General features: G+C 30.9%; 12 protein-coding genes and 1 tRNA gene. 9 read left to right on the forward strand and 4 right to left on the reverse strand.

Features of this window, described 5'->3' with window-relative positions:
• Positions 1-125 precede the first annotated feature (125 nt).
• Positions 126-1115, forward strand: coding sequence for a pyruvate dehydrogenase (acetyl-transferring) E1 component subunit alpha (gene pdhA / locus SLH33_RS03980; RefSeq protein ID WP_320417781.1), 990 nt, complete (start codon positions 126-128; stop codon positions 1113-1115).
• 25 nt (positions 1116-1140) lie between these two features.
• On the forward strand, positions 1141-2772 hold the full coding sequence (locus SLH33_RS03985; protein ID WP_320417782.1) for a pyruvate dehydrogenase complex dihydrolipoamide acetyltransferase: 1632 nt from the start codon (positions 1141-1143) through the stop codon (positions 2770-2772).
• A gap of 51 nt (positions 2773-2823) precedes the next feature.
• Here the strand turns inward: SLH33_RS03985 and SLH33_RS03990 are convergent, their stop codons facing one another.
• From SLH33_RS03990 to SLH33_RS04005, 4 genes are all read right to left on the reverse strand, one after another.
• Complete coding sequence (locus tag SLH33_RS03990) at positions 2824-3888, reverse strand: PA0069 family radical SAM protein (protein WP_320417783.1); 1065 nt, start codon at positions 3886-3888, stop codon at positions 2824-2826.
• 141 nt (positions 3889-4029) lie between these two features.
• Positions 4030-5115, reverse strand: coding sequence for a hypothetical protein (locus SLH33_RS03995; protein WP_320417784.1), 1086 nt, complete (start codon positions 5113-5115; stop codon positions 4030-4032).
• Positions 5116-5128: 13 nt separating this feature from the next.
• Positions 5129-6196, reverse strand: coding sequence for a chorismate synthase (aroC, locus tag SLH33_RS04000; protein ID WP_320417785.1), 1068 nt, complete (start codon positions 6194-6196; stop codon positions 5129-5131).
• A 65-nt stretch (positions 6197-6261) separates the two neighbouring features.
• On the reverse strand, positions 6262-7008 hold the full coding sequence (locus tag SLH33_RS04005) for a sulfite exporter TauE/SafE family protein (RefSeq protein ID WP_320417786.1): 747 nt from the start codon (positions 7006-7008) through the stop codon (positions 6262-6264).
• Between the two features lie 150 nt (positions 7009-7158).
• On the opposite strand from SLH33_RS04005, the gene SLH33_RS04010 reads away from it, so the two are divergent.
• From SLH33_RS04010 to SLH33_RS04040, 7 genes are all read left to right on the forward strand, one after another.
• Positions 7159-7243 (forward strand) — tRNA-Ser (locus tag SLH33_RS04010).
• A gap of 240 nt (positions 7244-7483) precedes the next feature.
• Positions 7484-8734, forward strand: coding sequence for a site-specific integrase (locus tag SLH33_RS04015; RefSeq protein ID WP_320417787.1), 1251 nt, complete (start codon positions 7484-7486; stop codon positions 8732-8734).
• 197 nt (positions 8735-8931) lie between these two features.
• Positions 8932-9195: a helix-turn-helix domain-containing protein gene (locus SLH33_RS04020; protein ID WP_042241164.1), complete on the forward strand. Its 264-nt coding sequence runs from the start codon at positions 8932-8934 to the stop codon at positions 9193-9195.
• A gap of 29 nt (positions 9196-9224) precedes the next feature.
• On the forward strand, positions 9225-10298 hold the full coding sequence (locus SLH33_RS04025) for a hypothetical protein (RefSeq protein WP_320417788.1): 1074 nt from the start codon (positions 9225-9227) through the stop codon (positions 10296-10298).
• Between the two features lie 127 nt (positions 10299-10425).
• On the forward strand, positions 10426-13764 hold the full coding sequence (locus SLH33_RS04030; RefSeq protein WP_320417789.1) for a helicase-related protein: 3339 nt from the start codon (positions 10426-10428) through the stop codon (positions 13762-13764).
• Between the two features lies 1 nt (position 13765).
• Positions 13766-17365 carry an Eco57I restriction-modification methylase domain-containing protein gene (locus SLH33_RS04035; protein WP_320417790.1) on the forward strand — a complete coding sequence of 1200 codons (3600 nt, stop codon included), beginning with the start codon at positions 13766-13768 and terminating at the stop codon, positions 17363-17365.
• Complete coding sequence (locus SLH33_RS04040) at positions 17365-19434, forward strand: AAA family ATPase (RefSeq protein ID WP_320417791.1); 2070 nt, start codon at positions 17365-17367, stop codon at positions 19432-19434. The genes SLH33_RS04035 and SLH33_RS04040 overlap by 1 nt, the downstream gene beginning before the upstream one ends.
• Positions 19435-19506: the final 72 nt, after the last annotated feature.

The following is a 19506-nucleotide window of genomic DNA, read 5'->3' on the forward strand; positions in this document are numbered from 1 at the left end:
AACAATTTAGTCTCTCCACGAAATCGTTTACGCTAATTCTTAAATAGAAGCTTTTTTTATTCTGAATAAAACCATTATTTTTGTACTTGCATTTTTTTTAAGCAACAACAAACAACAAATTCAGAATGAAAAAAATCACAAAAGAAACCTACCTGAACTGGTATAAAGACATGCTTTTTTGGCGTAAGTTTGAAGATAAACTTGCACAAGTATATATCCAACAAAAAGTAAGAGGTTTTTTACACTTATACAACGGTCAAGAAGCTGTTTTAGCAGGTGCTTTACATGCTATGGATTTAACCAAAGATAAAATGATTACTGCATATCGTAATCACGTACAACCTATTGGTATGGGTGAAGATCCTAAAAGAGTAATGGCAGAATTATATGGTAAAGCAACCGGAACATCTCAAGGTATGGGAGGTTCTATGCATATTTTTTCTAAAGAACATCGTTTTTATGGAGGACATGGTATTGTAGGTGGTCAAATTCCACTAGGTGCTGGTATTGCTTTTGGTGACAAATATAAAGGTAGCGATGCTGTAACGTTATGTTATTTTGGTGATGGTGCTGCTCGTCAAGGTTCATTACATGAAACATTTAATATGGCAATGAACTGGAAGCTACCAGTAATTTTTATTGTAGAAAATAATGGTTACGCAATGGGTACCTCTGTAGAAAGAACAGCAAACCATACTGATATTTGGAAATTAGGTTTAGGGTATGAAATGCCTTGTGGACCAGTTGATGGTATGAACCCTATTAAAGTTGCTGAAGCTGTAGATGAAGCTATACAACGTGCTCGTAGAGGTGACGGACCAACATTTTTAGAAATGAAAACGTATCGCTATAGAGGTCATTCAATGTCTGATGCTCAACATTATCGTACAAAAGATGAAGTTGAAGAGTACAGAAAAATTGATCCAATTACACAAGTTTTAGATATCATCAAAGAAAAAAATTATGCAACCGATGATGAGATCAAAGCTATTGATAATGAAGTGAAAAATATGGTAAAAGAATGTGAAAAATTTGCAGAAGAATCACCATATCCAGACGCTAATTTATTATACGATGTAGTATACGAACAAGAAGATTATCCATTCATTAAATAAAAAATCCAGCAAAAACTAAGTAAATATGGCAACAATTATAACAATGCCCCGCTTGAGTGATACTATGGTAGAAGGAGTAGTAGCTTCATGGTTAAAAAAAGTTGGAGATAAAATTGAAGAAGGAGATATCTTAGCTGAAATTGAAACTGATAAAGCCACTATGGAGTTTGAATCTTTTCATGAAGGAACATTACTACATATTGGTGTGCAAGAAGGAGAAACTGCTCCTGTAGACAGCTTGTTAGCAATTATTGGAGAAGAAGGTGAAGATTTTTCATCATTATTAAATGGAAAAACCTCTGCTGCTCCAGCTACTGAAACCTCTAAAGAAGAGAAAAAAGAAGAAGCTGCCCCTGCAAGTTCAGCTACTATCCCAGAAGGAGTTCAAGTTGTAACCATGCCTCGTTTAAGTGATACAATGGTAGAAGGTACAGTAGCTTCATGGTTAAAAAAAGAAGGAGACACTGTTGAAGAAGGAGATATTTTAGCTGAAATAGAAACTGATAAAGCCACTATGGAATTTGAATCTTTCTATGCTGGAACTTTATTACATATTGGTGTCAATGAAGGTGAAAGTGCTCCTGTTGATAGTTTATTAGCAATTATTGGTAAAGAAGGAACTGATGTTGCCCCTATAATAGAGGCTCATAAAAATGGTAGCTTAGGTTCTGAAACTACTCCTGAAAAGAAAGAAGAACCAAAAGTTGAAAATAAAAAAGAAACTGCAGTTACTTCTAAAGAAGAAAAACAAACTACAAATAATACTTCTGGAGGAAGAGTTTTTGCGTCACCTTTAGCTAAGAAAATTGCTAAAGATAAAGGCATCAACCTAGCTGATGTTAAAGGTTCTGGTGAAAACGGACGTATCATAAAAAAGGATGTTGAGAATTATACTCCTTCTGCTAAAGTTGAAGCTCCTGTAGCTGCAACCACTTCTGCTCCATCTGCAGTAACTAATTTTGCAATTGCAGGTGAAGAAAGAACTGAAGAAGTTAAGAACTCTCAAATGCGTAAAGCAATTGCTCGTAGTTTAGGGAACTCTAAATTTACAGCACCTCACTTCTACTTAAATATTGAAGTAGATATGGATAATGCAATGGCTTCTCGTAAAACCATTAACGCTATTCCTGATACTAAAATATCATTCAATGATATGGTAGTAAAAGCGTGTGCAATGGCATTGAAAAAGCATCCGCAAGTAAACACTTCATGGACAGATGAAGTAACAAAATATTACAGTCATATTCATATTGGTGTTGCTGTTGCTGTTGATGAAGGCTTAGTAGTTCCTGTAGTGAAACATACAGATGCATTAAGCTTAACTCAAATTGGTGCTGCTGTTCGTGATTTGGCTGGTAAAGCAAGAAATAAGAAAATTTCTCCTGCAGAAATGCAAGGAAGTACATTTACCGTTTCTAACTTAGGAATGTTTGGTATTGAAAGTTTTACTTCAATTATCAATCAACCTAACTCTGCAATTTTATCGGTTGGAGCAATTGTGCAAAAACCAGTAGTTAAAAATGGAGAAATTGTGGTAGGCAATACAATGATGTTAACCTTGGCTTGTGATCATAGAACCGTTGATGGTGCTGTTGGAGCACAGTTTTTACAAACTTTAAAAACGTATATTGAAAATCCGGTTACTATGTTGGCTTAATTTTCAATAGAAATTATATTTAAAAAAGCTCGCCAATGGCGAGCTTTTTTGTTAAAAGAGTTTTGTTTGATTACTTTGATGTTTATCAAACTTTGTAAAATCAAGAGATTGTAAATGTTTATCTCTTAAATAGAGTTTTCTTGCTAGTTTAAACTGAGTAGCAATTTGTTCAGCAAACTTTCCTTCTCCCTTTATTCTAGTTCCGTAACGAGAATCATTCAATGAGCCATTATGACAATCTTCTATTTGATGTAAAATTTTATCAGCTCTATCAGGATATGCTTTTTTCACCCATTGGGTAAAGATCTCACCAATAGCTCCGTTCAGTCGCACGACAGTATACCCCACAGAACTCGCTCCTAACTCGCTTACTTTTTTAACCAAAGAAAGAATTTCATGATTATTAATTGCGGGAATAATTGGCGCCATCATTACATTAACCGGAATTCCATTTTCAGCAAGAATTTCAACAGTTTCTAATCGTTTTTTAATTGTAGCTGTTCTTGGTTCTAAAACTCGTCTGGTTTCCTCAGAAAGCGATGTGATGGAAATACTCACATTTACCAAGTTCATTAAGGTCATTTCTTTCAGGATGTCTAAATCTCGGAGAATTAACGCATTTTTAGTAATCATACTTACAGGATGCTTCAACTTTAACAAAACTTGGAGCATTTTTCGTGTGATTTCGAGTTTATTTTCAATGGGTTGGTAACAATCCGTATTTCCAGAAAACATAATAGTTTGTGGTTGCCAATTTCTACTTCTCAATTTCTTTTCTAACAGCTCAGGAGCATTGGATTTATATAGGATTTTACGCTCAAAATCTAATCCGGCTGAATACCCCCAATACTCATGAGTATTACGCGCATAACAATAAATACAACCGTGTTCACAACCCTGATATGGATTCATGGAATATGCCAAACCTATATCCGGACTCTCTACTTTATTCAGAATAGTTTTAGGGTAAATTTCTAAATAAGAAGTTTTATTATTATCAGACGCCTCATTTTCTGTAGCACAATAGTTTAAAAAGTCATCAACCACTTGATGTTGATGCTGTAAAAAACGATTATGGGTGTTATGTTGCGCTCCGCGTCCTTTGATGAAATCCACAGTAAAAAAGATGAAAAAGTTCAGAAATTCACTTTAAAATTACATCATAAATCAACCAAAAAATGTTAAAAGAAAAAGATTTTATAAACAAAAAAGGTAGCAAGATGAACTTACTACCTTTTACATTTTATAGATTATAAATTATTCACTTGCGAATAACTCTTCAATATCTTTTTTCTTAAAAGATCTATAGTTTAACGGTGAAGGTGCATTTCTAAAAGAAATTATCTCCCTCTTATAAGGATTATAAACCAATTTATGATCTAAAGTATTTATAGAAGTAAAACCAACACTCACTCCTCCGGCACCAAAACCAGATTTGGCTTTTATATATTTTTTTATTGCTGGAAGACCAATATAAACATCTTCATTATTATTTATGGCTTGTGCAATTCTTTCAGCTGAAACCAACTCTATTCTATCTGAATACTCTTCTAGGTTTTTATATACTTTACTACCTACAATTGCCGATTGAATCATAATTCTTTTTCCTTGAAGTAATTTTTTATTTTTTTCAGATACTTTTTTAGCATAATCTGAAAAAGATAAGATTTCTCCTGTTTCAAGAACCGATTTAATATAGTTTTGACCAATAACTAACGTAATAATTATATTCTCTTTACTTAAAACTTTTGGTTTATTCTCTTTCTCTTTTTCTAGATCTTCAACTAATTTTTGTTGATTTTTATTTTTAAACCTCGTTTTAGGAAAGTTATAGTTTACATTAAGTATATGATTTCTATATGTAGCTTTTGATCTTTTCTTTTCAGAAGCTCCATAGGTAATAATATTATGGTTAACCGTTAATACTGAATTATATCCTGATACAATAGTCTCATCTGGAGTTAAGTCTAAAACTGCATAAGTTTCAGATTCATTTTTAATATAGTTTTCTACTTCATCTTTTGTAAGATATTTAATATCACTATCATTATTTAAGCTCCAATATGTTGGGATTAACTCCTTTACATTATTATTAAAGCTACTGATTTGATTTTGGTAATCATTTAATTCTTTTTCTAATTTTTCTTTCTTATCAGCTTTTTGGGTTTTCCCTATTTTTTTCGTCAATTTCTCAACATAACCTACATCCTCTTTTAATGTTACTACAACTAATTTTCTTTTAGTTAATTCGGTTAAATCTTCTATTTTTCCTTTAAAGCATTTTTGCGCATTAACATTTAATGCTAAAATTGTAAATAGTACTAGGGGTAAAATTTTCTTCATAGTTTATATAAAATTAATAATTAAGTTTTCTTGTTTTATCCATTAGCCAAAAATCAGCTAACACCAATGCTGTTAAGGCTTCAACAATAGGCACTGCTCTTGGCACAACACAAGGATCGTGACGTCCTTTTCCTTGTATTTCAGTTGCTTCTCCTTCAGAATTTATAGTTGGTTGATTTTGCATAATCGTTGCCACCGGTTTGAAGGCTACTCTAAAATAAATATCCATTCCGTTGGAAATTCCTCCTTGAATTCCTCCTGATAAATTAGATTGTGTGGTTCCGTCTTCATTGAAAATATCATTGTGTTCAGAACCTTGCATTCTTGCTCCACAAAATCCACTCCCGAATTCAAAACCCTTGACAGCATTTATTGACAACATCGCTTTACCTAATTCTGCATGCAGTTTATGAAAAATGGGTTCTCCTAAACCAACAGGCATATTTTGAGCTACACAGGTAATGGTACCTCCAATAGTATCTCCTGCTTTTCTTATTTGAGTGATTTTATCAATCATTCTATCCGCTGAAACCTCATCAGGACAACGAACAATATTACTTTCTGTTCTTGAAAAATCAAGCTCTTGATAGGGTTTGTCAATAAAAATATCTCCTACCGAAGAGGTAAATGCATTGATGTTAATATGATTAATTAGCTGTTTGGCTAAAGCCCCAGCAACTACCCAATTCGCTGTTTCACGAGCAGAAGTTCTTCCTCCTCCTCTATGATCTCTTACTCCATACTTTTTATCATAGGTATAATCGGCATGTGAAGGACGATATACATTGGTATTATGATTGTAATCTTTACTTTTTTGATTGGTATTTTTAATGATAAATCCGATAGAAGCTCCAGTAGTTTTTCCTTCAAAAATTCCTGACAAAAACTCAACCGTATCAGGTTCTTTACGTTGTGTTACTATTTTTGATTGTCCTGGTTTTCGTCTATCCAATTCTTTTTGAATTGCTTCAAAATCGACTTCTATACCAGCTGGAAAACCATCAATAACACCACCAATTGCAGTTCCGTGAGATTCACCAAAAGTGGTTAGTTTTAAAATATTTCCGAAGGAATTAAACATATTATTTCAATTATCAATTAGTTAATCAACAATGATCAATTATTACTGGTTACGAATGTATGATTTTATGAGAAAAACCACAATTTAATAGCAATAACAATCAACATTACTATCAAAAACTTTTTTACAAATCCTTCTCCTTTGTTTACGGATACTCTACTTGAAACCCATGCTCCTAGTCCGTTTCCAATAGCTAAAATCAAACCAATCATCCAGTTTACTTTATCATTGAGAGCAAAAACTACCAATGCAGAAATCGTATAAATACATACTACTGCAACTTTTGTAGCGTTTACACGGATTAAATTCATATGATTTACACTATGTAAAAACATAATAATAATAAAACCTATACCTGCATTTACAAATCCACCATAAATACCAAAAAAGAAAAAAGCGATGATAGCTATCCACAAATACTTTCCCGTGATACGTTCTTGTAATTCTTCTACTTTCATTTTGGGTTTAAAAACAATAATTAACAAAACTACAATCATAATAATTGATAGTATTTTGTTAAAGGTTTCTCCTTTGATATCAACAGCTATTCGTGCTCCAATGATTGAACCTACTAAAGCAGATACACCTAAATAAATATTAAAAGGAAAGGTTGATACATTTTTACTTTTGAATCCGGCAGTAGCAATTGCTGTTTGGATAACAATAGCAACTCTATTAGTACCATTAGCTACACTAGGTGGTAATCCTAAAAAAATTAATGCCGGAAGAGTTAATAATGAACCTCCACCAGCAACAGTATTTATAAATCCAACGCAAAAACCTACTACAATTAATAAAAAATATTCAAACATAAAATTGTGAAAATTATTGATTGTAAAAGTATTACAAAAGCTAGAAAACACAGAAGAAAAAAATGATTAAAAAAATTGAAAAATCTTTTTTGTAATTAAAAAAAGGTGATATATTTGCATCCGCATTCAGGGAATACCTGATGTACGACTGGAGAAATGGCAGAGTGGTCGAATGCGGCGGTCTTGAAAACCGTTGACTGTAACAGGTCCGGGGGTTCGAATCCCTCTTTCTCCGCTGAAATTTATTCAATTTCAATCAAAGTCCTGTAAACACTATGTTTATGGGACTTTTTAGTTTCTACAAAACATCAAAAAGTGTATTAAAAACCATTCTGTTGGTGACCTTTTAGGTGACCTTTTCAAAACCTTTTTTAGGTCACCTGTTTGTTAATAACTACTTATAAATCAGTTATTTAAACCCGTATTAAGACCTAATTATTTCGTAAATTAATGTATAATTTTAAAGGTCACCAGAATGAACAAAACATTTGGATTATTATTCTACTTGAAGAAAAGTAAAGTAGATGCACAGGGCAAATGTCCTATTTATCTACGTATTACCATAGATGGTAAACGTACAGAAATCAGCACAAAGCGAACTATTGAGATTGAGAAATGGAACAATCAAGCCAATAAAGCTATTGGAAGAACTGAAGATATACGAGAGCTTAACGCCTATTTAGATTCGCTTACTACAAAAGTTTATCAAAGTCAAAGAGACTTAATCCAAGACGATAAGCCAGTAACTACAGAAACCCTAAAAAATAAGTTATTAGGTATAGAAGAAAAAGAACGCACTCTTATAACCATTTTTGAAAACCATAATACACAAGTAGAAAAATTAGTAGGTAGAGAGTTTTCGGCAGGTACTTTAGAACGTTACAAAACCGTATCTAAACATCTACAAGAATTTATGCAACATCAGTACAAAGTAAGTGATATAAGCATAAAGCGTATAGACCACCAATTTATAACTGACTTTGAATTTTACTTAAAAACCGTTAGAAACTGTGGGCATAACAGCACCATTAAATACATAAAGAACTTCAAAAAAATAGTGCGTATTGCTTTGGCTAATGGTTGGATAGCAAAAGACCCATTTTTAAATTACAAGGTGCGTTTAAAAGAAGTTGAACGTCAATTCCTATCAGAAGAAGAAATACAAGATATGCTCGATAAAGAATTACATACCCCAAGATTGGAGCAAGTAAGAGACATTTTTATTTTCTGTTGCTTTACAGGTTTAGCCTACAGCGACGTTAAGAAGCTCTCAAAAGATAATTTGGTATTTGGTATTGATGGCGATAAATGGATTAAAACAAAGCGTACTAAAACAGATACACGCAGTAACATACCACTACTTCCAACAGCTTTAGAAATCATAAAGAAATACGAGAACCATCCAGAAGCAGTAACAAAAGGCGTTTTACTTCCTGTATTAAGCAATCAAAAATCAAATGCATATCTCAAAGAGATAGCAGATTTATGTGGTATCACTAAAAACCTTACTACGCATTTAGCTCGTCATACCTTTGCCACAACAGTTACATTATCTAATGGTGTACCTATGGAATCGGTTAGTAAAATGTTAGGTCATAAATCATTAAAAACTACACAACACTATGCTAAAATATTAGATAGAAAAGTGAGTGATGATATGGCAATTTTAAAGCAAAAGTTCGCTAATAAAAGTAATACAGAAGCATCCAAGCGATTAGCTAATTAGGAGATATAAACAATAGCTTTCAAAATTGACTATTAATTCAACACAAAACCCTTGTAAACGCCTATAAAATCAAGGGTTTTTCTGTTAAAATATAGTGCATAAATGTTAATAAGTTTGTTTTAACTAAAGCACAAAATGTAGTAAATTAACACAATATAAATCAGGCGTTTATGCCTTTTAATACGTTTTATTAGAAAATGACATTTGAAGTAATTACAAAGGATGATTTAAAGACTCTTAAACAGGAAATCATCACGGAACTGAAGACAATTTTAGGAAGCCAAACGGAGCAAAAAAAGTGGTTAAAATCAGCAGACGTAAGAGAGATGCTTAACATCTCACCAGGTACGTTGCAAAACTTACGTGTTAACGGTACACTACCCTTTACGAAAATGGGTAAAACTATGTACTATGAGTATGACGACGTAATTAAAATTTTAACCCAAAACAAAAGTGCATAAGCACATCTATTTTTAATTCCACTGGTCAGATGAAAAAATTTAAAAAGGAGGATACACATCCTTTAGCTATTAATATTCAGAAATTACAGCGATACAATTACGATTATTTTAATTGTGAGGAAGTTGTCTTTTTTGAATACATAGTAGTTAAAGGGATGGCCTTTAAAAAGAAAAAAGAGTTCTTTCACAGCTCTGAAACTATTAGACAAGAAACAGGCATTAAGAAACATTCTCTAAAATCAATAATAAGTAGATTTGAAAGTTTAGGAATTATTTCAACCGAAATTAAAGGGATGCCAAGAGTAAAATATTTTACCGTTCACTATCCTAAAATAGTAGAATTAATACCTAAAATATATCAGTTGTCTAATAACGGTAAACTACCTTCTGATTTTAGCAAACATTTATCTGATTTCTTTATCCCTTTAGTTGACAACTACCAACAAAAGAATAATATAAAGAATAATAAAGAAGAAATAAATGAAAAAGAAAAAAAAGATAGCGACTCTGAAGGTGAAGATGCTCTCTCTTTTTTTAATAATTATTTATCTTCTCTTAAATATCAAAAAAATATTTCACCAGCGGCGCTGAAATTTAATGATGTTGATTTGTTCCGTGCTTTAAAAGAATATGATATTGATTTTATCCGCGATTATCTTGAAAAATATTTTGAAGAAGAGAACAGACCTACTTTAAGTAAATTCTTCTCGTTCGATTCAATAGCATTAAACAAATTAAAATACGTCGAGCAAAAGATTGTTGATGAAAATGATTATGTCGAACATTTTATTGACGAGCTTCAAAGACTATATAAGTCAAGAATAAAAATGCATAATCAAAGTGATTCTCAAAAAAGAGGAAAAAGTGAAAGTAAGTTAGTAGTTACAAAAAGAATTAAACAACAGGTTAAAAACGCACTTAAAGTAAAAACTGAATTAGAAATAACGAATGCCTTTTTACCTTATATAGATCAAATCTTAAAAGAACAAATATCCATAAGTAAGATATTGCCATACTTCTTTGCCTTTAAAAATGATGAGTATGAAATAATAGATAACTATTTAGATTACTACAATATTCACTATGGGTATGATAAAAATTAACCCTGCATAAGTCAGGGTAACCCAATTAACCCATTCGGTTTTTTGGGTTTTAACATTTACTTGGAAATATTACCAACTACCACAAAAAAGATTTATATTTTTATGGTTTTATAATATCAACTATTGAATGTCAACAAAGTTTTTTACTAATAAGAATAATAACAACTTAATAAATAAATTTAAGGGTGTATTTGAAAATCAATCAATACATAGTTTCGATGCACTCGTAGGGTATTTTAGAGCATCAGGATATTTTAAAATTAGACCTCTACTTGACAATGTGCCTGAAATTAGAATATTAGTAGGAATCAATGTAGATGACTTAATAAACGAAGCTCAAAAAAAAGGGCAACTTTATTTAGAAAATACAACCCATACAAAAGAAGAGTATATAAACTTTGTTTCGGAGGATATATCCAAAGCTGAATACAGTGAAGACGTTGAAAAAGGTATCATTCAATTTATTGATGATATTATTACAAAAAAGGTAACCATAAAAGCGCACGGTAAAAGAAATCTACACGCTAAAGTTTACATTTTTAGACCAAAGCCTTTTAATGAACACACTAACGGAAGTGTAATTACAGGCTCATCCAATTTAACGGATGCAGGATTAGGTTCAAACGCATCATCTAACTACGAGTTTAATGTATTGCTTAAAGATTACGAAGATGTTGTATTTGCCACAAATGAGTTTGAAGAGCTTTGGGAGGAATCTACAGAATTATTGCCTGTTGATATAAAAGGCTTAAAAAAGAAAACCTATTTAAATGAGGATATAACACCTTACGAACTCTATATAAAAATGCTCATCGAGTATTTCGGTGATGCTGTTATACGAGACCAACTTTCTGGAAAAGATTTACCTGAAGGCTATACCAACTTACAATACCAAGGTGATGCAGTGGTTGAAGGATTTAATAAGTTAATGAAGCACAACGGTTTTATTCTTGCTGATGTCGTTGGTTTAGGAAAAACAGTTGTGGCTTCAAGAATAATTAAAAGATACATTGAAAAAAATGGTTATAATACTAAAGTATTAGTTGTATATCCTAATGCATTAGAAGCAAACTGGAAAAACACGATTAAAGATTTTGGTATTACTAATTATGTTCAATTTATAACTAATGGTAGTTTACATAAAATCATAGATGGTGATAATATCAACTATCATAATCCTGAAGAATATGATTTAATAGTAGTCGATGAATCGCATAAGTTTAGATCTGGAACTTCAAATATGTATGGGTTGTTAGAGTTAATTTGTAAAACACCTCGTATTTCGGTCGGTAACGATATAAACAGAAAGAAAAAGGTAATGCTTATATCGGCAACACCACTTAACAATAAGCCTGATGATATAGCAAATCAAGTATATCTATTTCAAGACTCTCGAAAATCTACTATTGAAGGTGTACCAAATCTTCAAACCTTTTTTTCAAAAAAGATTGAAGCCTACAAACAACTTTATAAAGTAAAAGACCATAAGGAGTTAGTTCAAAAAGTAAAAGACATTTATCTACCTATTAGAGATAAGATTTTTACAGAATTGGTAATTCGTAGGACAAGAGCAGATATTCAAAATATCAAGCGATATAAAAAAGACGTCGATGCTCAAGGAATGTCTTTCCCAGATATTAGAACACCTCAAAAAGTAGAATATACTTTTAATGAAAATCTAAATAGTCTTTTTTACGAAACAGTATTCAATCTAATTGATGGTGTAGGTTATTATCGTTACCGTGCTATTGAGTTTATTAATGAAGAGTATTTAGAGATATACGATAACGCTACACTCATATCAAGGCAATTAGCAATGATTATGAAAACCCAAATGGTAAAACGTTTGGAGAGCAGTTTCTTTGCCTTTAAAAAATCATTAAAGAGGTTTCACGCTTCCAATCAGCGTATGATTGAAATGTTTGAAAATGACAAGATTTTTGTTGCACCAGATTTAGACCTAAATAAATTTTATGATGAAGGTAAAGAAGATGAAATTGAAGATAAAATTAATGAACTAAACGAGCAATCACCTAATAATGCTATTTATAAAGCTGAAGATTTTTCACCTGAATTATTAGAAGGCTTAAAGCGAGACCAAGAAATTATTGATGACCTTTTCGTAAAATGGGAAGCAGTTCACGAAGACCCTAAAATCGTTAAGTTTATTAGTGACTTAAATAAAGTGTTTTTTGATAAAGATAATCTTGAAAAAAAATTAGTCATATTTTCAGAATCTAAAGAAACCGTAAAATATTTAGCAGACGAATTAGAAAAAGTTGGTCGTACTGATATAATGGCTATTAGTGCGTCAAACGTCAAAAAGCGTTTTAATACCATCCGTAAAAACTTTGATGCTAATTACCCTGGCAAACAAGAAAATGAATATAATATCATTATTACTACCGAAGTATTGGCAGAAGGTATCAACTTGCATCGTAGTAACGTAATTCTTAATTACGATATTCCTTGGAATGCAACACGTTTAATGCAACGTATCGGACGTGTTAACCGTATTGGTACAAAAGCCAAAGAAATACTGATTTACAATTTTTATCCTACTGCACAATCAGACTCGTTAATTAAACTAAATGAAAAAGCCTTAAAGAAATTACAAGGCTTCCATTCTGCTTTTGGTGAAGACAGTAAAATATATTCTGAACAAGAGGAAATCATTAATAACACATTAGGTGATTTACAACCTAAAGAAGAAATAGATGAACGTCTACAGTATCTTGAAATAGTAAGAGAACTCTATTTAGATAATACAAGAGAATATAAACGATTAAAAGAACTACCTATAAAAAGTAGAGTTGGTAGAATTGCTGAAATTAAAGCTGAAATAGCACAAGATGTTATTGGGCAAACTTTAGAAAATGCTTCACTATGCTACCTACGCAACAAAATGAAAGAGAGTTTTTATATCAGTAATGAAAAACAATGTGTTGAAATTACGTTTATACAAGCTGTAAAACTCTTTGAAGCACTTAAAAAAGAGAAATCCGTAAAGTTAGTAGATAATCACTTCGATGCTGTTAACAATGCCATAAAACACTTTAAAACAGTCTACAATACAATGTTTAGTGTTGAGGAATACGACACCTCAAACCTATCGGTTCAAGAACGTAATTCGGTAATGTTCCTGAAAGCAATTATAGACTTAAAAAAATCTTTCCCTAACGAAGTATCTGATGAATTTGAAGATTTACTAAACACCTCTCTAAAAATTATTTATATGGGTGTATTTAGAAAATTTAGAAATGATATATCTGCATTAGCACGAAGACAAAAACAGAAAAAGCGTAAAATGACTTTAGCTAAAACCATTGCAGAATTAAATACCATTATGAACAAGTATCCAATTAAGCAAATAGCAAGAATGGATGCCTTACGTTGGGAAGAAGAAAAAGAAAATACCAGACAATTTGAAGACCCTAAAATAGTCTTAACCGAGACTTTTGCATAAGATGAAGAGAGATAAATTAAAAGATATATTACAAAGTAATTACAATCGTGGCGAATGGCGTAATGTACTCACATTTCTTTCAGGTAATAAAAACCTGTTAAAACCTCGTTTAGAGCCTAAAGAAATTGTATTAACTACACAAAAAGCAACCAATATTGTTAAACATCTTTTTGAATTAGGAACGCTCGAAACAACTGATGGTGTTACACTTCCTATTTTTGAAATTGAATTACAGGATAACATCAAAATTGAATACAACAAAGTAGGTGTAAATCAATTAATCAAAGAATACATTCTAAAAGATGCAGGTAATGGAGCTATAGCAACTTATCATTATGCTAATCAAGATAAAACGGAATGGCGTTTTTCATTTATAAGCAAGTTTGGTGGTAGTGAGTTTTTTGATGAGGTGGAAGATGTTGAAACCAATCCAAAAAAATACACCTATATTTTTGGAACACCAGAAGAACATCGTACCGCATTAGAACGCTTGTATAATTTAGAGCAATCTCGTTTTAGATTAGAAGATTTCTTTGAAGCCTTTAATGTAGAACCTGTATCTAATAATTTCTTTAAAGAGTATAAAAACTTCTATTTAGACTTTGTAAGTCATTTATCTTCTAATGACCAATGTAGAGAAGTTTTTGAAGCTGAAAACACCGAAGATGTAGAAAAAGACATCCGTAACTTTGTAAAACGTTTGTTAGGACGTATTGTGTTTCTATATTTTTTACAAAAGAAACATTGGTTGGGTGCATCAGATACCAGTTATACAGATGGCGACACCAATTTCCTGTTTAATCTTTTTGAAGCAGATAAAGAACAGTTTTACACCAATTGGTTAAGCAAATTATTCTTTAAAGCACTAAATACACCAGACAGAAAAAATGATGGTTTTGATTTACCTGAACAATATTTTATTAATAGAAGTTTAAAAGAAAGTGACTATTTAAAACCAAACAATAATCAATTAGCTATCCCTTTTTTAAATGGTGGTTTATTTGAAGAACACCAAGAGCCAAAGGCTCATAAAACATTAAAATTCCCAGGCTTTTTATTTGAAGAGCTATTTACATTCTTCAATGGCTATAATTTTACCATATACGAAAACAGTCCTGAAGACCATACTGTAGCGGTAGACCCTGAAATGTTAGGGAGTATTTTCGAGAATTTATTGGAAGACAATAAAGACAAAGGGGCTTTTTATACCCCAAAAGAGATTGTACATTTTATGACTCAAGAAAGTTTGATTGAGCATTTAAATACACATCTAAACCATTTGAGTAAAGAACAATTGGAAAGCTTGGTGAAAAATCAAGTTTTGGATAACATTGAAAATGCAGACTTAATTAGAATCGAAAAATTAATTGATAATGTAAAAGTTTGCGACCCTGCAATTGGTTCTGGTGCATTCCCTATGGGCTTGTTACAAGAAATCTTTAGCTTAAAAGCTTTTATACATTTTGCTTTAGATAGACCTCAAAGCGAATGGCATCCTGCTGACATTAAACAGAACATTATTCAAAATTCTATTTATGGTGTAGATTTAGAGGAAGACGCTGTAGATATTGCACGTTTACGTTTTTGGTTATCGTTGGTGGTAGATGAAGAAAAACCAAAACCATTACCAAACTTGGATTATAAAATAATGCAAGGAAATAGTTTGTTGGAAAGTTTTGAAGGGATTCCTTTAAACAATACAAATTTATTTAATGCACCATCAGATAGAAATATCACACTTTTTGAAGAGCCAGAAGTAGATTATGGCATAGGTGATGATATTAAAAAATTGATGGATGATTATTTTAATCCTAAAAACTACAGAAAAAAACAGGCTATTCATAAAGCTATCGATAAAAAAGTTATTGACTATATAGATAAATGTTTAGAAGGGTTTGAAAACCAAAAACTTATTGAGCTTGCAGGTGCAAAACAATCGTTAAAGCGTAAAACAGAATTAAAACAGAAAACGCAACCAATACTTAAAGAAATTGAGCAAATACAAGATACTCTAAACAGTAAAGGAAACGCACGTAAAAAATTAGTAGAGTTTGAAGAGAAATCTGCACGCCCTTATTTTTTATGGCATTTATTTTTTAAAGATGTTTTTGAAGATGGTGGTTTTGATATTGTTATAGGAAATCCGCCTTATATACAATTGCAAAAAATGGGTAAAGAGGCTGACAAGCTTCAATTAGAGAATTATTTATCTTTTACTCGATCTGGCGATATTTATTCTTTGTTTTATGAAAAAGGAAATAAGATTTTAACTAATAAAGGTGTCCTATGTTATATTACATCAAATTCGTGGTTAAAAACCAAATATGGTGAGAGTTTAAGGGATTACTTCATTAATAACACTAACCCATTAAAAATTATAAATTTTGAAGACACACAAATTTTTCCTTCAGCTACTGTAGAATCAAATATTATAATAACTCAAAAATCAAAATTCAAAGATGAAACTGAAGTTTTAGTTCTCAAAAATAATTATTCAAAAAATATTTCACTTGGTGATTTCTTTAAAGAGCATAAAATACAAGTAAATGGATTAAATAAGGATGAATGGATTATTTTAACAAAGAAGGAATATTTTATAAAGTCTACAATAGAAAATCAGTCGACCAAAATTGAAGATTTAGAAACAAGTATAATTTCTGGGATAAAAACAGGATTGAATAAAGCTTTTTTAATTGATAAGAAAATATATAAAGAGTTAATCACAAAAGATAATAGAAATAAGGAAGTTGTTAAACCAATAATAAGAGGTAGAGATATTTCAAAATATAAAATTGATTTTGGAGATTGTTGGGTTATTTATTCTCATAATGGTAGTAGAAAAGAAAATATTTCTCCGATTGACATTGTTAGAGATTACCCTACTTTATTAGAGTACTTAAATGAATTTAAACCTGATATAGAAAAACGACCAAGCAAAGGTGTTCATTGGTCTAACGTTCCTACGGGATTTCTTAATGACTTTTACAAGCCTAAAATTATTTGGGGAGAATTATCTGATAAAGCCAAATTCACATACGATATTGAACAAAATATTGTTGAAGCTACGGTTTTTATGCTAACTGGAGAGAAATTGAAATATATTCTCTCAATATTAAATTCCAAATTAAGTGAGTGGTATTTCTCTACTTATACAACTACATCAGGAATGGGTACTAATAGATGGAAAAAATATAAAATAAATAAGTTTCCTATTTGTAATACTAAAGAATCAAACGAAAAGTTACTCGATTTTTTAATAGACATAACATTACATTCTCATTTAGATTCCGTACCTCAATTAAATGAAACTTTAAAAAACGACCACATAGCACATTTTTTTGAAGAGGTTATTGATGGATGTGTATTTGAATTATACTTTAAAGAGCATATGCTTGAAAAAGGCATCAACATAATAGCATCAGTACAGCAAGAAATAGATAAAGTATTTGGCAATAAATACTTTAATGATTTAGATGAACAAACTAAAAATCAAAAGATTTGGGAGTTATATAAAAACCTAAAAAATAGTGAAGTACAACAGCGTATGCGCCTATTTGTTGCTAAAAGCCCTGATATTTTAAAACCAATACTTCAAAGCTAATGCCTGCAATTTCTAAATTAAAAATAAGAAATTTTAAAGGTTTCCCTAATGAGGAGTCAACAATTGATTTTGAAGAAAAGAATGTATTACTGTATGGTGAAAATGGAAGTGGAAAAAGTTCTATTTATTGGGCTTTATATACATTATTACAAGCATCTACAAAAAGTACTACTGAAATCGCTAAATATTTCACACCAAACAATTCTGAAAACTTAATCAACCTTCATTTTTTAAAGTCACATCCAAGTTTCTCTTTAGATGTCAATGGTGAAATTGAAGAACCGCAATCTATAGGTCAAAACGCTTATGTTGAAGCCTATTTTAGTGATGGCAGAATGGAGAAAATAGATGTTTCAGGATTAAGTGGTACATCACCAAGCGGCTTTAGAGATTTAACTTTTACAGAAAACTTAAATAGACATAGCGATTTTATAGCTAATAGATTATTAATCAATTTTTACAATTATCGTAACTCTAAAGAAATTAATCTTTGGCAAGTTTTTGTGAGAGATATTTTTCCTTTTTTATTTAATAATGCAGGAAGTGGCATTAGGACTTTATCGCAAGACCTTAAAGAGATAAATAGCACTAAACCTTTTAAGTTATATCCTAATAATACATTTACTTTAAGTAAAAGTAGTAATTGGCAGAACAGATATAATAATAGTATTAATGATTTTAATCAAGATGTTAATTATTGGTTGGGTGAAATTAACACCTATGTAAATGACTTTTATCAAACTCATTTTGAACCTCTTTATAATGATGGTATAAGAATTTCATTAGACTATAAGCAACCATTAGTTTTTTCAAAAGTTCGTCCTCAATTCTATCACTATGGTGGAAATGATTATGAAAGGTGGTATAATCTTACTGATTTAAACGAGCCAGTAATATCATTAAAAATTGAATCTTTAAATAATGATGGTAGTTACACAGTTATTAGCAGACCTCAATCATATCTTAATGAAGCTAAACTAACGAGTATAGCTTTAGCAATTAGATTTAGCCTATTACACACAAATATAAGACCTAATTTTGATGGTCAATTTTTAGCATTAGATGATTTACTTATTAGTTTAGATATGAGTAATCGTGACAAAGTAATGGATATAATTCTAAACGAATATGCGAACAGATTTAAAGTCTATTTATTTACTCACGAAAAAAGTTTTTATGATTTCTGTTTGTATAAAATACAACAACATAGTCAAACAAATAATTGGTCTATACAAGAAATATATGAGCCACAAGCAATAGGTGAAAAACCAGTTATTATTAATTCTGAATACACTAATTACGATAAGGCTAAAAAATATTTTAAATCAAAAGACTACGTTGCTACTTCCTTATACTTAAGGAAAGAATTTGAAAAAGTTGTAAAAGATAGATTGCCTGAAGAATACACAAAGACTGTTGAAGGCGAGTTTCATAACCTTGCCCACTATTGGAAACTATTTAGAGAGCATTTTAAGGCTTTGTCCATTGATATGGATTCAGTTAGTCCGACGATGAATAAAGACTTTGAACAATCAAAGGCATTTATTTTAAACAGACAGGCACACCATAATTTATCCGAACCTGTTTATACAATTGAACTAAAGAAAGTTTTTACTCTAATTGATGATATAAAAAGATTATTTCCTATTCCCGATTCAACAATTATTTTATCAAAAGGCATTGACTTAACTTTTAAACATCCTACTTTAAACTATACATTTGAGTTTAAAATAGATTCAGATTTTTCACTCAATAGTTTAAGTACGACTAATCATATTGTCTTGCCTCAATGTAAAGTTGTTACTTGGCAAATGAACAATATTCCATATTTAGGGTTAGATAGTAATAAAATAGTAGCCTATGATATTACAAATCCAATAAGGGAAAAGATAATTAAGATTATTAATCGACACGTGTTCATTTTAAATTTAGGTTTGTCTATCAATATTTTTTTAGAAAACACATTTATAAATGAAAGTAATCTAACCTTACAAGAGTTATTAAATGCTTATGACATTCAATTTTATTATGATTTTATATCAAACAAAATATCCTATAGGAAGTTGTAATATCTATGTATTATAGTCTCAATCTTTACGCAGAACTTGCACATAGCATTCTAAATTCTGAAACACAGTATT

The organism is Tenacibaculum sp. IB213877 (assembly GCF_034043975.1).
Classification (GTDB): Bacteria; Bacteroidota; Bacteroidia; order Flavobacteriales; family Flavobacteriaceae; genus Polaribacter.

Excerpts from the sequence above, each read along its gene's own strand:
- pdhA (WP_320417781.1), top strand. The coding sequence starts at position 126 with ATGAAAAAAATCACAAAAGAAACCTACCTGAACTGGTATAAAGACATG.
- SLH33_RS03985 (WP_320417782.1), top strand. The coding sequence starts at position 1,141 with ATGGCAACAATTATAACAATGCCCCGCTTGAGTGATACTATGGTAGAA.
- SLH33_RS03995 (WP_320417784.1), bottom strand. The coding sequence starts at position 5,115 with ATGAAGAAAATTTTACCCCTAGTACTATTTACAATTTTAGCATTAAAT.
- aroC (WP_320417785.1), bottom strand. The coding sequence starts at position 6,196 with ATGTTTAATTCCTTCGGAAATATTTTAAAACTAACCACTTTTGGTGAA.
- SLH33_RS04005 (WP_320417786.1), bottom strand. The coding sequence starts at position 7,008 with ATGTTTGAATATTTTTTATTAATTGTAGTAGGTTTTTGCGTTGGATTT.
- SLH33_RS04015 (WP_320417787.1), top strand. The coding sequence starts at position 7,484 with ATGAACAAAACATTTGGATTATTATTCTACTTGAAGAAAAGTAAAGTA.
- SLH33_RS04020 (WP_042241164.1), top strand. The coding sequence starts at position 8,932 with ATGACATTTGAAGTAATTACAAAGGATGATTTAAAGACTCTTAAACAG.
- SLH33_RS04025 (WP_320417788.1), top strand. The coding sequence starts at position 9,225 with ATGAAAAAATTTAAAAAGGAGGATACACATCCTTTAGCTATTAATATT.
- SLH33_RS04030 (WP_320417789.1), top strand. The coding sequence starts at position 10,426 with ATGTCAACAAAGTTTTTTACTAATAAGAATAATAACAACTTAATAAAT.
- SLH33_RS04035 (WP_320417790.1), top strand. The coding sequence starts at position 13,766 with ATGAAGAGAGATAAATTAAAAGATATATTACAAAGTAATTACAATCGT.
- SLH33_RS04040 (WP_320417791.1), top strand. The coding sequence starts at position 17,365 with ATGCCTGCAATTTCTAAATTAAAAATAAGAAATTTTAAAGGTTTCCCT.